Source organism: Photobacterium sp. TLY01, assembly GCF_021432065.1.
GTDB classification, from domain to species: domain Bacteria; phylum Pseudomonadota; class Gammaproteobacteria; order Enterobacterales; family Vibrionaceae; genus Photobacterium; species Photobacterium halotolerans_A.
The window spans coordinates 892,052-906,661 of sequence record NZ_CP090364.1 but is presented as its reverse complement, the minus strand read 5'-3'; the positions used below and the strand labels follow the sequence as shown (position 1 = coordinate 906,661).

11 protein-coding genes are annotated in these 14,610 nt (G+C 52.5%); 6 read left to right on the top strand and 5 right to left on the bottom strand.

Annotated features, from left to right (window positions below):
- On the top strand, positions 1-534 hold the full coding sequence (gene smrB, locus LN341_RS04545; protein ID WP_027253981.1) for an endonuclease SmrB: 534 nt from the start codon (positions 1-3) through the stop codon (positions 532-534).
- Between the two features lie 78 nt (positions 535-612).
- Here the strand turns inward: smrB and LN341_RS04540 are convergent, their stop codons facing one another.
- Complete coding sequence (locus LN341_RS04540; protein WP_234204131.1) at positions 613-972, bottom strand: hypothetical protein; 360 nt, start codon at positions 970-972, stop codon at positions 613-615.
- A gap of 97 nt (positions 973-1,069) precedes the next feature.
- Complete coding sequence (sixA, locus tag LN341_RS04535; RefSeq protein WP_046219492.1) at positions 1,070-1,564, bottom strand: phosphohistidine phosphatase SixA; 495 nt, start codon at positions 1,562-1,564, stop codon at positions 1,070-1,072.
- Positions 1,565-1,775: 211 nt separating this feature from the next.
- Between sixA and LN341_RS04530 the strand changes: the two genes are divergently transcribed.
- Together LN341_RS04530 and LN341_RS04525 are read left to right on the top strand one after the other, a co-directional pair.
- Entirely contained in the window at positions 1,776-4,541 is a 2,766-nt protein-coding gene (locus LN341_RS04530) for an insulinase family protein (RefSeq protein ID WP_234204130.1), read from the top strand.
- 236 nt (positions 4,542-4,777) lie between these two features.
- Positions 4,778-5,083 carry a hypothetical protein gene (locus tag LN341_RS04525; protein WP_234204129.1) on the top strand — a complete coding sequence of 102 codons (306 nt, stop codon included), beginning with the start codon at positions 4,778-4,780 and terminating at the stop codon, positions 5,081-5,083.
- 107 nt (positions 5,084-5,190) lie between these two features.
- Here the strand turns inward: LN341_RS04525 and fadJ are convergent, their stop codons facing one another.
- Entirely contained in the window at positions 5,191-7,341 is a 2,151-nt protein-coding gene (fadJ, locus tag LN341_RS04520; RefSeq protein ID WP_370643731.1) for a fatty acid oxidation complex subunit alpha FadJ, read from the bottom strand.
- A gap of 14 nt (positions 7,342-7,355) precedes the next feature.
- Positions 7,356-8,666, bottom strand: coding sequence for an acetyl-CoA C-acyltransferase FadI (fadI, locus tag LN341_RS04515; protein ID WP_027253975.1), 1,311 nt, complete (start codon positions 8,664-8,666; stop codon positions 7,356-7,358).
- A gap of 465 nt (positions 8,667-9,131) precedes the next feature.
- On the opposite strand from fadI, the gene LN341_RS04510 reads away from it, so the two are divergent.
- From LN341_RS04510 to LN341_RS04500, 3 genes are all read left to right on the top strand, one after another.
- Positions 9,132-9,710, top strand: a complete 579-nt coding sequence (locus LN341_RS04510) for a sigma-70 family RNA polymerase sigma factor (RefSeq protein ID WP_046219495.1) — start codon at positions 9,132-9,134, stop codon at positions 9,708-9,710.
- Positions 9,697-10,410 (top strand): DUF3379 domain-containing protein, encoded by a 714-nt coding sequence (locus LN341_RS04505; RefSeq protein ID WP_234204127.1) that lies wholly within the window; start codon positions 9,697-9,699, stop codon positions 10,408-10,410. Before LN341_RS04510 ends, LN341_RS04505 begins: the two co-directional genes overlap by 14 nt.
- 193 nt (positions 10,411-10,603) lie before the next feature.
- Positions 10,604-11,848 carry an outer membrane protein transport protein gene (locus LN341_RS04500; RefSeq protein ID WP_046219497.1) on the top strand — a complete coding sequence of 415 codons (1,245 nt, stop codon included), beginning with the start codon at positions 10,604-10,606 and terminating at the stop codon, positions 11,846-11,848.
- A gap of 98 nt (positions 11,849-11,946) precedes the next feature.
- Here the strand turns inward: LN341_RS04500 and LN341_RS04495 are convergent, their stop codons facing one another.
- On the bottom strand, positions 11,947-14,454 hold the full coding sequence (locus LN341_RS04495) for a glycosyl hydrolase family 18 protein (RefSeq protein WP_370643698.1): 2,508 nt from the start codon (positions 14,452-14,454) through the stop codon (positions 11,947-11,949).
- Positions 14,455-14,610: the final 156 nt, after the last annotated feature.

Below are 14,610 nucleotides of genomic sequence, written 5' to 3'. Positions count from 1 at the left end.
ATGAGTAAAAAAGACCCTGCACTGGAAGAGGACGATTTCTCGCTCTTTCAGGATGCAGTGAAGGGCGTTAAAAAGTTGTCGCATGATACCATAATCACTTCGCGCCGACAGAGCCCGAAGACCGATAAGCGCAATGTGAGTGCCAAAGAGAGTCATAATCACGAGTTTTATTTCTCAGACGAGTTCGAACCTCATCTGAGCGAACATGGCCCGATGCAATATGCCCGATCCGGCGTCTCCAAGTATGAAGTGAAAAAATTACGGCGCGGTGTCTATGTGCCGGATATTTTTCTCGATATGCATGGCATGACACAAAAAGAAGCCAAACGTGAACTGGCAGCCATGATTGCAGCCTGCATTAAGGACGGGGTGTCGTGCGCCTGTGTGATGCACGGGATCGGCAAACATATTCTGAAGCAGAAAGCGCCGCTCTGGCTGGCACAACACCCGGATGTGATGGCATTTCACCAGGCGCCGCTGGAGTTTGGTGGCGCCGGCGCCCTGTTAGTGCTGATTGAAGTGCCCGAGCGGTAAAGCAACTTCCCCCCCGAAACGAAAGCGTGTCAGGCAACTGCGCCTGACGCCTCGCTCAGCAGTGCTGCTTTTATCTGATCAATACACAGCCTGAGACAATGAACCGACGTTCACCACCTGGCCGTCCTGGATCAGGGTCACTTCGCCGGTATCGCAGACCTGCATTCTGACTTTGACCGAGCCTTCATTGTAATAGTGCTCACAGTTGCCGTTACGGGCACTGTCGATTCGGGAAAAGATGGTGATACCACCCGGATTCAGCATTGAAGCCGGCGTCAGAAATGTTAAGGTGCTGCCGGTTTGAGAAATGTTCATTTCTTCTCTCACGCCATTGGCCCACTTGATCGCCCCGTTGGCCACAATGTTGGGCTTCACCATGTTTGTTACGCAGGCCGTCAGTCCCAGACAGCCCAGCAATACGAATGCAATCTTTCTCATAACCACTTTATTTATCAGTCTTTATTTTTGTTGTGCATTGTACCAGACCTGCCGGATCAGGACAGGCTGGCAAAGTAAAACTGCGTCCCGCAGTCCATCAATGGTGATTGGGCTGGACAGCTTCGACAGGGTTCTCCTGCCATAATAAGGCGGACGGTTCACCCTCAGGATGAAAATCCACCGCGGCAATGGATGAAGTTCGGAACATCAGGGGCTGTAATCCCGGCACCAGTTCGGCGCTCAGATAGCCCACCAGCGGTAAATGCGACACCAGCAGAACCGTTTTCGGCTTCTCCAGCGCAATCACGGCTTTGAGGTAATCCGCGACCTGACTGGCGTCACCGTAAGGCGTGATATCATCGACCGTCATCAGAGTCTTTGGTACAGGCAGTTCTTCCGACATCGCCTGCCAGGTTTGCTGAGCGCGCAGATACGGACTGACCCATACCAGATCCAACTGTTCGTCCAGGTGGCTCGCTAACTGCTTGGCCATCTGCCGGGAATACATCTTCCCCTGAGCGGTCAGGGGGCGCTCCGCGTCACTTGGGGCAAAATGCTGTGCTTCGCCATGACGCATGATAAAAATTCGCATAGTCTCCAATCCGATTGCGCGTTTCTGTCGTTATGCTAGCAAAGGCTGGCACAGACCGGGTAGCCATTTCCGATTACGCAATGTGAAAGCGTGACGGCTGAATCGCTCTTTTTACTGGCACACAGTCACACATCCTTGCCAGACAGAATTTGCCAGTGCCATTAATGGGCGTCATAATTACCCTAATTCCCTGTAAATATAGGCGCTTCCTGTGTTCAAAAGTCCGAACGATCCCAAAGAGTACCGCTATCTGACACTGGGCAATCAACTCAGGGTCTTGCTGGTTCATGATCACACGGCACCCCGGGCTGCAGCAGCGCTCTCTGTCGGCATCGGCCACTTTGATGATCCTCTGGATCGTCAGGGAATGGCACACTTTCTTGAGCACATGCTCTTTCTGGGGACGGAAAAATTCCCGAATCCGGGTGAATTCCAGTCCTTCGTAAACCAGTACGGCGGCAGTAACAATGCCTGGACCGGCACAGAAAACACTACCTATTTTTTTGACATCGCCCCACCAGCATTTGCTGCCGGTCTGGAACGTTTCGGCCAATTTTTTATTGCTCCCTTGTTCAATGCTGATGCAGTCGACAAGGAACGCCAGGCGGTCGATTCTGAATACAAACTCAAGCTCAAAGACGATGTGCGCCGTCTTTACCAGGTTCACAAAGAAACCATTAACCCTGAGCACCCGTTTGCTAAGTTTTCCGTGGGCGATATCACCACCCTGGAAGACAGGCCGGATAACCCGGTTCGCGATGAACTGATTGCTTTCTACCAGCAGCATTATTCTGCCAATCAGATGGGCCTGGTGCTGCAGGGGCCGCAGTCGCTGGAAGAACTGACGACCTATGCCGAGCAGTTCTTTGGGGCGATCCCCAACTCGGGCAAAGACAAACCTGCGATCGATGTTCCTCTGGTAACAGACAGAGAAAACGCCTGTTTTATTGCGATTGAACCGATTAAAGAAGTGCGCAAACTCACGCTGTCTTTTTCCCTGCCCCCCATGGATGCCCATTATCGCAGCAAGCCATTATCGTATCTGGCGCATTTACTGGGCAATGAAGGTACAGGCAGCCTGATGTCAGTCCTCAAAAGCGAAGGTTTGATCAATACCCTGGCGGCGGGCGGCGGGATCAGCGGCAGTAATTTCCGGGAATTTACTATCGGTCTGAACCTGACCCCCAATGGCCTGAAACGTGTTGATCATATCGTCACCACCATTTTCCAGTACATCCGGCTCATTACCCAACAAGGGCTGGCCGAGTGGCGCTACCTGGAAAAAAAAGCCGTGCTGGAGCAGGCATTCCGCTATCAGGAAAAAAGCAGGCCGCTTGATACCGTCAGCTATCTGGTGATGAACCTGCTGCACTATGCGCCGGAAGATATCGTCTACGGCGATTACATGATGAGCCAGTACGATGAAGCACTGCTCAAAGAGGTGCTCAGCTATTTTCGTCCGGATAACCTGCGCCTGACGCTGGTTGCTAAGGGTCAAAAGCACGATCGGGTGGCCGACTGGTATCACACCCCTTATTCGGTCACGCCCTTTACTGAAGCACAGCTCAGTGCCTGGGCTGAGCCAGGCGACAACCCGGCACTCTTGCTGCCTGAGCAGAATCCATACCTGTGCCAGCGTCTGGATCCTCACCCGCTGACCGATGAACAAGAAGCGATACCTCAGTTAATTCAGGATCTGCCAGGGTTCAGGCTGTGGTTTATGCAAGAACATGAGTTCAGAGTACCCAAAGGCCTGGTTTATGTCGCTATCGACAGCCCGCACGCGGTGAGCTCTGTGCGCAATATCGTCAAGACGCGCCTGTGTGTCGAAATGCTGATGGAATCCTGCAACGAAGTGGCCTACCCGGCAGAAGTGGCGGGGATGGCCTATAACCTGTACGCCCATCAGGGCGGGGTAACACTCCAGTTATCCGGTTTCAGCGAGAAGCAGCCATTGCTGCTCAAACTGCTGCTGGAAAAATTCTCCGGCCGCACGTTCAATATCGACCGGTTTAACAGCATCAAAGCACAGATGCTGCGTAACTGGCGCAATGCTGCAGAAGATAAGCCGATTTCTCAGTTGTTTAATCAGCTGACAGGTCTGCTGCAACCGAATAACCCGCCCTACCCGGCCATGATCAAAGAGTTGGAAACCGTTGCAGTGGAGGAATTGCCCGGTTTTGTTGAAGCCATGTTTGCCGAACTGCACATCGATACTTTCGTCTATGGCGACTGGCGCAAAGACGATGCGCTGGCACTGGCCGAGGTGCTGAAAGACGCGTTTCGGGTCACCGATCAGCTCTATGGTGAAGCACAGCGGCCACTGGTCCATCTGGGGGAATGCGGCACACTGCGCTATGAGGTCGATTGCGGCCATGCCGATTCCGCCATCCTGATTTACTACCAGTCGCGGGAACAGTCGCCCAAAGAAATTGCCACCTACACCCTGGCCAATCATCTGATGTCGACGACTTTCTTCCACGAGCTGCGAACCGAACAACAGCTGGGCTATATGGTTGGTACTGCGAATCTGCCACTGAACCGCTATCCGGGCCTGCTGCTGTATATTCAGTCGCCGGTGGCCGGCCCTCTGCAACTGCTCGAAGCCATTGATGAATTCACCAATGCGTTTGCACTGGTGCTGCTAGAGCTCAATGAGAGCCAGTGGCAAGCCAGCAAACAAGGGCTGATTGCTCAGCTATCCGAGCCGGACACCAATTTGCGCGCACGAGCTCAGCGCTATTGGGTCAGTATCGGTCACAAAGATGATCATTTCGACCAAAGACAGAAAATTGCCCGTGAAATGGCCGCGTTGTCCCGTGCTGAGCTCGTCCGCTTTCTGGTCGAAGACATTAAACCCAGAACCGCAAACCGGCTGGTGATGTATTATCAAGGCGGTGCCCACCTGAATCTGACTCCGCTGGAAGTCGGTGAGCCGATTGCCTCCGTAAGCCATTTTCAGCGTCACGCCCAATAACCCCTCCCCTGAGTTTCCTGCTCAGGGGTGACTGTGTGCATAGTCAAACCGTCAAAAGTGGAATCACGATTCCACTTTTGACATCACGCCTAATTTTCCTTTTTCTGTCAGTCGATTAACTAGATTAACAAATCAAAAAGTACAGCCTCAGGCTGGCCGTCTGCATCGGAAAGTGATGCAAGAAGCCGTGAGGTCGAATAAGCATCATTTCTCAGAACTATGTTCAGGAACCTGTTATGTCACACGCCTGTTCGATCTGCCGTCAGTCTATTACGGCGAAAAACCAGAGCTTACACAGCCAGCTGTTCTGCCGCTCCTGTATGAAGGCGATTCATCCCCGCCAGCCAGACAGCATGCTGTGTCTGCTCACAGTGATCGCCGTATGCTCACTGACGTTTATGTTGTGGATTGGCTTTAATCCACTGATGGTGGCTGGCTCGGTCATCCTGCTGCTGCACTTAGTTCGCCCGAAAAGCCTCTACCGCCGCTTTCGCCTGGGCATCAACGTGCAGCAAGGGTTAAAACAGCACAAAATCACTTAACGACTTAACCTTGCATCTGCTCACAAAATTCTGTTCCATCTCCAACTCCCTCTAACGAGAAAGGCCTGCTAAGCAGGCCTTTGATTGATGCATTCTTTGGCTGGGTATCAGTCGTAGAAACGCTGCTCATCCTGCGCCATCTGCAACAGACGCTCGCAAGGGCGGAAGCGATCACCGTATTTGTTCACATGCTCATTGAGTAACTCAACGACACGCTTGGCTCCGAGCTGATCCATATAACGGAACGGACCGCCCAGGAACGGCGGGAAGCCGATGCCGAAGATGGCGCCAATATCGCCGTCACGGGCGCTGTGAACCACACCTTCATCCAGACAACGGGCCGCTTCATTCAACATCATGAGTGTACAGCGGATTGCAATGTCGTGGCCTGATGCTTTGCGCGCAGGATTGAGCTGCAGCAGTTTATAAACGCTTTTATCAACCCCTTTTTTCTTACCGTTGTACAGATAGAAACCTTTGCCAGACTTACGGCCTTTGCGGCCATCTTTCAGTAAGATGTCGAAAACATCCGGGCTCTTGAATCGATCGCCCAGCTCTTTTTCCAGAATCGGACTGATTTTGGCGCCGATGTCCACGCCCACTTCATCCAGCAAAGTGATCGGTCCGACCGGGAAACCAAAGTCCAGCAGCGCGTTATCAATATGTTCTACCGGCTCTCCGCCCAGCAGAGCCAGCGCGGCTTCATTCATATACGGCGCCAGAATACGGTTGACATAAAAGCCGGCTTTATCGGCAACCACAATCGGGGTTTTGCCCTGCTTTTTCGCCAGCTTCACCACGGTCGCGACCGTTTGCGCCGAGGTCCCGGCATGGGGGATCACTTCTACCAGCGGCATTTTTTCGACCGGGCTGAAGTAATGCAAGCCGACCACCAGCTCAGGACGCTCAGCAGCCGAAGCGATCTGATTGATCGGCAGCGAGGACGTATTGGTGGCAAAAATGGTGTCGGGTCTGGCGTGAGTTTCTACTTCTTTCACCATCTGATGCTTCAGGCTGAGATCTTCAAAGACCGCCTCAATCACCACATCGGCTTTATCAAAGCCCTGATAATCCACACCGCCGTTGATCATCAGCATTTGTTTTTGCAACTCAGCTTTACTGATAATTTTGCGCTTCCGCTTTTTATCCAGCAGCTTGTAGTTATACGCCAGTGCATTCAGAATGCCATCGTTGGCGATGTCTTTCACTTTGACCGGCAAGCCGGCTTTTGATGCGGTCACATGACTGATGCCGCCCCCCATGAGTCCACCACCCAGCACAGCGACACGCTTCACCTCGGCCGGTTTGACATCCTCACCAGCACCGGTTTCTTTCTTCATGGCAGTGGTGGCAAAAAAGATACTGCGCAGTGAGGCCGACTCGGCAGTCATCACCAGCTCGCCGAACCGACGTGCCTCTTCTTTGAGCCCTTTGACCATACCGTGCTGTAAGCCATATTTGATGACATCTAAAATGGCTTCCGCCGCCGGATAATTGCCACGGGTTTTTTCCCGTGTTTTCTTACGGGCCTGATCAAACACCAGACCGCGACCGACAGGATTACCGCCCATCGCCCAGTCCTGGAAACTGTGCTTACGTACCGGCTTGCCTTTCAGGGCCAGTGTTTCTGCCACTTTGAGCAAAATACTTTCCGGCACACACTCATCCACCACGCCCAGTTTCTTCGCTTTTTTGGCGCGCAGCTGTTTACCGGTCAGGATCATATCGAGTGAATTGGCGACACCAATCAGGCGCGGCAGGCGCTGTGTACCGCCTGAGCCTGGCAGTAAACCAAGCTGAACTTCGGGCAGGCCCAGTTTGGTGGCGTCGGCATCGCTACATACCCGGCTATGACACGCCAGCGCCAGTTCGAGACCGCCGCCCAGGCACGGACCGTGAATGGCGGCGACCACATGAAACGGCAGCGCTTCAATGCGCTGGAACATCTGCTGCCCCTGCGTCGCCAGCTGCTCGGCTTCTTTGGCCGTGGTACAGGCTGCCAGCATGCGAATATCCGCCCCGGCCACAAAGTTATCCGGCTTGCCGGAATACACCACCAAGCCTTTGATGTCTGCTTTTTTCGCTTCCAGCTCGTCCAGCACGCTGCCGACCTGAGCGGCAAAGGCGGCCTGGAGAGTATTCATTTTCTCCCCCGGCACATCAATTTTCAGCCAGGCAAGACCATTCTCGCCGTAGCTCAGGCTGAAGGCTGATTGCGCCTGCTCAACAGTATGTTCAGTATTATTCTGTTCAGTCATGGTTACATCCGTCATTATTCAGTCTCCAGGATCATGGCAGCACCCAAACCGCCGGCGGCGCAGGCAGTATTGAGTGCCAGACCGCCACCGCGCCGCTGAAGCTCGCGCAACGTTTGTGTGATCATCCGTGCGCCGGTTGCGGCAAAGGGGTGACCATAAGCAAGCGAGCCACCCAGGACATTGAATTTATCCATGTCGATCTCGCCAATTGCATCACTGCGGCCGAGTTTTTCCTGCGCAAACTTCTTGGAAGCAAACATTTTCACATTCGCCAGGGTCTGCGCGGCAAATGCCTCGTGCATTTCAATCAGCGTCAGATCGGAGAGTGTCAGGCCGGCACGGTCCAGTGCCAGCGGTGTCGCATACGATGGGCCCATCAGCATGTCCTGCTCAACCCCTATCGCAGAAAAGGCATAAGAACGAATATAGCCCAGCGGTTTCAGGCCCAGCTCTTTTGCCCGCCCTTCGCGCATCAGCAATACCGCTGCGCCGCCGTCGGTCAGCGGCGTGCTGTTCGCCGCCGTGACTGTGCCGAATTTACGGTCAAAAGCCGGACGCAGTTTAGCGTAGCCTTCTACCGAGGAATCTTCGCGAATATTGTTGTCTTTATCGATCCACTGACGATAGGGTTCAGGGAAAGCGGTGATCACCTCCCCCTGAATCAACCCATCCCGCCATGCTTGGGCTGCCAGGCTGTGAGAACGGTGAGCCAGCGCATCCTGCTCTTCACGGCTGATTCCGTGTGTTTTTGCCATTTGCTCCGCCGTCTGGCCCATACTCAGGCCTGTTGAGTATTCGGCAACCGCAGGCGGAACCGGCATTAAATCTTTCAGGCTGAGCTTACTGAGCAGGCCCATTTTTTTGCTCATGGTTTTCGCTTTGCTGAGCGCCAGTAATGTGGCTGCCAGCTTTTTCGACACGCCTATAGGTAAAACTGATGAGGAATCGGCACCACCGGCGATCCCGATATCAATTGTGCCAGAGATGATACTTTCAGCCACATTGGCCGCTGCCTGGAAACTCGTTGCACACGCCCGGGTCACACTGTAAGCATCCGTGTGGATATTCATCCCCGTGCCCAGCACAATTTCACGGGCAATATTCGGCGCTTCAGGCATCTGCACGACCTGACCAAACACCACCTGTTCAATCAAAGCGGGATCAAAATCAATCTTTTGCAGCATTTCATTGACCACCATTTTGCCTAAATCCAGTGCGGGCACACCGTTAAAGGCTGTGGCCTGGCGGGCAAAAGGGGTTCGTAATCCGGTGACAACAGCGATGCGTTCACCCTGTTGGGTCGTGAGATTCTGGCGACGTGTCATCGCGGCTCCTTATCATTATGGTAGAGGTCAGACCACACTGATTGTAACGGCATTGTTATTTAATTCAAATTAATGTTTAAGAAGTTGGAGCAGCCCAAAACAATGAAAAATGTAAGGAATGAAATATGACGCAAAAAAAAACCACACCGCTGTGGTATGGTTGACACACTCAAGATGTCAGTCAATTGTGCAAGATTTGATAAAATAGCGGACAATAACGATCAGTATTCCTTATTGAGTTATCAATCGAAGCACTGATACGTCCTGCACGCAAGTCGTTGAAGGGTATACTCAGTCCGTAAAGGACATTATCAGGGGTCAACCCAGATAACACAGTGACTATAACGAAAGCAGGCTGACAGATATTGAGGGAAATCAAGAACACAACAGTCTATTTTATGAATCCAATTCCTGTTATCTCCCGTATTACTGACAACGGCTCAATGGATACGGACGGGCTACATCATGATGAAGCAATTTTTTCGCAAGAAAAACACAGATACCTCGGTCTCTGTGGATATGAATAAGCAGACACGTTATGAAGCCCTGGTCAGGGCCTGGCACAAAGACCTCTACAGGTACGCCTACTGGCTGTGCCATGATCAACATATTGCCGAAGATTTAGTGCAGGAAACCTGCCTGCGCGCGTGGCGCTCTTTAGACAGTCTGAAGGATGACAGCGCGGCCAAAGCCTGGCTGATCACCATTCTGCGTCGTGAAAATGCCCGCCGCTTTGAGCGTAAGCAACTCGATCTGGTTGATATAGAAGAACACCCGATTGCGGATGATCAGGACTCAGACGCAGGCGGTTTAAAGGAATCTGAGCTGAGCCAGTTACAATACATGATCAAACAACTACCATCCGAATACCGTGAGCCCTTGGTTTTACAGGTCATGGCTGGATTCAACGGCGATGAAATTGCGACTATCCTTGGGCTGAACAGAAATACAGTCATGACCCGACTGTTCAGGGCGCGTAATCAGTTAAAAGATGCTTTAGAGAAGCAAACCGAACGGAGGGGCCAGCAGAATGGACGATCTTGAATTTCGTCGCCGAATTTTGGCAGATCCTAATGATCAGAGTCCAGAAATGGTCGCTACAAAAAATGCGTCAGTCGCGAACCGTAAACTCCATGATGAGTTACAACAATTAGACAGTAAACTGTCTGCAGCGATGAAAGTCGATGTCCCGGATGATCTGGCTGACAAAATCCTGTTCCGCCAATCCGGACAAGGTTATCAGGCCGAGAAAAAAGTGCGTCGCCATTTAGCCATTGCGGCGTCCGTCGCTTTCCTGTGCGGCTTGTTGATCGGTCTGTTTCAGCCAGGGTTTACGCTGAGCCCTGACAAAGACATGGGTCAGATAGCACTGGCGCATATTTATAATGAAGCCCCGTTTGTCGATCAGGTCGATGAAGGTGTCTCACTGACTCAGGTAAACGCCAAACTCAAGCCTTTCGGGCCGGAACTCAGTGGCTTGCCGGCGCATGTTTACTATCTCAACCATTGCGGTTTTGATGGTGGCGAAGCCTTACATATGGTGATCGGCGGCAAGCACGGTAAGATCACTGTCTTTGTCGTGCCTCAATCCTCCAACGCCATGAGAAGCTTCGAAGACGGCAAAATGCGCGGCGTTGTCATGCCTTCTCAGAACGCCAGTCTGATCGTGGTGGGCAACAAAGGTGAAGATGTCATGCCTGTTGCCGAACAGTTGAAAGACGCTATGCGCTGGACCCGTATTTAACCTTGCGGTGGTCTCCTCCAGAGTGACCACCGCAAAAAATGCCGATCTTTTCGTCAAACAGACACTAGCCACTCTATAAAAAACAACAAATTACCTACTGGTCTGATTTGTTGTTTTTTTGCCTGCTCCTACAATCCCCCCGCGACTGGCCCAGTGAAAGTGCCAGCAAAAAACGATCAGGATAAAAATAACTATGTACAAGAAGCGTCTGTTTACAAAAACTCTGATGGCAACCGCCGTCATGCTGGCCTCTCAGCAGTCACTGGCTGCCGGGTTCCAGCTTAACTCACAATCTGCCACCGGCCTGGGCCGTGCGTTTGCCGGTGATGCCGTCATTGCTGACAATGCTTCCGTGATGGCGCGTAACGCCGCGGCGATGACCCTGTTTAATGCACCTGCAATGTCACTGGGCCTGAATGTCATTGACACTGACATTACCGTGAAAAACAGCCAATATACTACGCCATTTGGAACTTCATCGCTGGACGATGACCAGATTGGCGGCAGCTCTTATGTGCCGAACCTGTACTATGTACATCCGGTGAATGACAAACTGGCACTGGGTGCAGGGATTTATTCAAACTTCGGCACCAAAACCGAATTCAGCGACAGCTTCGCTGCCAACGAGTTTGGTGGTCTGACAGATGTGAAAAGTCTGAACCTGACGCTGAATGCAGCTTATCGACTGAATAATCAGTGGAGCGTCGGTGGCGGTTTAGACATCATTTACGGTCAGGGTAAACTGCAGCGTTCCAATCAGACCTTAGAAGGACTGGTTCAGCAGCAAACCGGTGTCGCCGGCCCACTGCTGGATGTGGATGTTGACGGTACTGCACTGGGTTTTAATCTGGGTACAGTTTACGAACTCAATGATGCCAACCGTTTCGGCTTGTCCTATCATTACAGCCCTGAGCTGAAAGCCGAAGGGGATATGTATGCCCAGCCAGCCGGCGGTAACCTCCAGGGTCAGAAGCTGCTGATGCCTTTGCCGGACATGGTTGAGTTTTCCGGCTTCCACCAACTGAACAGCCAGTTCGCCGTTCACTATAGCGTTCAGTGGATTGAGTGGAGCAGCTTTGATGCGCTGAAGACCAACCAAGACGTGACACTGAATGATTACCAGTGGCAGGATGGCTGGCACTATGCGATTGGTGGTACTTACACTGTGAATGCTGACTGGACCCTGCGTGCCGGTTATATGTACGACACCAGTGCTCAAGACAAAAAAACCTCGATTTCTGTGCCGGATTCAGATCGCCAGTGGTTCTCCGGCGGCTTCAGCTATAACCTGGACAGCAAGTCGACACTGGACTTTGGCCTGACCTATCTTATGGGTGAAGACATCAAAGCCACGGAACAAACGACAGCAACCGCTATCAGTGCGACAACCCGTGCAGATGCACTGCTGTACGGTGTACAGTACAGCCGCTCTTTCTAACGAAGAACGAAATATTGCCAGAAAAAACAAGCCGCTCGTTAGAGCGGCTTTTCTTTACGCCTGTTCTAAATTCTCAGCCATCAGGCGGATATCAGAATTTACTGGCAGTTAGCCGCGCCTAAATCTTCCCAGACGCCCCACTCGCCCGTTGTTCCAGGCTCTTCACCGGTTGTCCACCATTTCGCTTTCCAGGATTTGCCTGAATGCGTCACGATATCACCGGCGTTATACACACTACCGCTTGCCCAGGCATTGGTACAGCCAGTGCTGCCGCCATCTTTCAGTACTGTCACTGAGACTGAGTCGGTCGCTGAATCCGTCCCATCTGAGACTGCAACCGTAAAGTTCAGTGGTGTATCGACTGTGTAGCTGTCAGCAACAAAGCTCACCGTTGCGCCATTCACAGTCGCGTTCACACCAGCAGGCACTGTCCAGGTAAAGGTCAGGGTATCACCATCGGCATCTGTGGATTGCGAGGCATCCAGTACCACGGTATCACCGGCACTGGCCGTCGCCGGACCAGACACAACGACCACAGGCGCGTTATTTGAACCCGGAGCTTTCGCCGAGACGGTGACGCTGTCAGTGGCAGTATCGCCGGCATTATCGGTCACTGTCAGTGTAAACACATACTGAGTATCAGCCGTCACTTCAGGAACCGCAACAGTCGCTGTTGCAGTATCTGCTCCGGTCAGCGTCAGTGCCGGACCACTGGTCTGTGTCCACTGGTAGCTCACGATCTGACCATCACGATCACTGGATGCAGAGCCGTCCAGCGTCACTGACACCGCGCCACTGACCACTTGATCGGCACCGGCTTTCGCAACCGGGGCATAGTTGCCACCGCCACCCGCCAGTGAATCCTGCATTGCATTCAGGATGTCGCCGTTATCGGCATCAATTTCCCATGCAAACAAACCAGCCAGACCCAGATTGCGGACATACTGACCTTTGGCCAGCACGGAACGACGGTCGTCATAGGTGATCAGGTTACCGCTGCTTGGATTGTACGCCCACGGCGCTTCAGCCTGTGCGTCATAACCCTTAGTCACCGCAGCGTTATTGATGTAATCCGTCACCACGTCTTTGTAGTCAATGACCCCGGCTTCCCACGAACCAGGGACCGGACCTGTACCTTTACCCGTCATTGGATTTGTCGGATCGGTCATGCTGGCTTCGGTGACGCCCGTCCAGCCCCTTGCGTACATCGCTGTTCCCAGAACCAGTTTGTTGGCAGGAACACCCTGCGCCAACAGGCGGTCAATACCGTTTGCGGCGGTATAAGCCGGACCCTGACGCGGTTCGCCGTTTTCATCCACGCCCGTGCCGTTACAGACATCAGCAGACATGTGGCTGCCACAGAACAATGCTGTCTGGTGGCCAGGCTCGTTATTCCAGCCGCCGAAGAAGTCATAGGTCATGGCGAAAATGTAGTCCATATACTGAACCGCATCGGCATAGTTCACGACGTCAATCTTGTCATAGCCCACACCAATTGCAGATGTCAGCTCATACTGGCGGCCGGTTTCGGCTTCCAGTTCATCCAGCATGGCACGCAGTTCACGCATCAGCGCCACATACGCCGGACCATCATTGACCGGGTCACCCAGGTTCGCATTTGCACCTTTACCGCCCGGGAATTCCCAGTCGATATCAACACCGTCGAAAAATTTCCATGTTTTGAGGAATTTCTTCACACTGGCGACGAAAATGTCACGCTTGGCTTTGTCGGTGAAGGAGTAGAAAGGATCGGACAGAGTCCAGCCGCCGATAGAAGGCACAATTTTCAGATCCGGATAACGCTGCTTCAGCGCCATCATCTGACCATAAGTCCCTTTATACGGTGTGCTGTGAGTATGGCCTGACTGGGGCTGAGGCATCTGAACTGCCGCCCAAGGGTCATGGATTACCACTTCATAATCAGGTGTTCCCTGACAGGCACGATTCAGTGCGGCCAGGCTGTTACCATTTTCAATCTCACCCAGAGATTCATTCGGTCCGCAAATAGGAATGAAGCCGTACAAAATGTGGGTCAGGTTCTGCGCCGGAATATTATCCACCGAGAATTTACGGCCATACACGCCCCACTCAACAAAGTAAGCACCGACCACAGTGTTCGCTGGCGTGGTGTAATTGCCATTATTGCCATCCACGTTCATCGGTAATGGGTCTAAGTGGCTGCCATCGGTATCGGCAACAACAATATTGGTTGCCGCACTGCTGGTACAGGCTTGTGCCGCTCCTGTACCGCTACACAGCTCGACTGTCATGGCATACTGCCCGCCCTGTGCCACAGACAAGGTGGTTGAACCGGCTCCGCTGGCAGCCGGTGCAATGCTCTGCTCAAACACCACCTCCCCATTCAGCTTCACTCGCCACAGATCCGCGGTTTCACCGGAATAACGCTGCCAGGCAACCGGCACTTCTGCCGCCGGTTTCACTGTAATTAAGCTTTTATAGGCTGAGGCCGCCTGATCAACCTCGACGATAGCATAATCTGTTTCCATCCAGGCAATTTGCGGTGTACCTGGTGCAGCCATCGCTCCCCACGACATAGTCATCACAGCAATACCTGCTGCGATAGGATTCAACTTATTGAAAAACATTACTTCGTTCCTTGAGTTAAAAAGTAAGTAATAAAGCATGGATATGAAACCATGCCTGATAATCAATAGTTCAGTTTCTTTTTGTCGCAAAGAAAGAAAGTGGGATTTTTATTTTGGGTATTACGCTTTGTGATCTTATGCCAACCGAAATGAAAT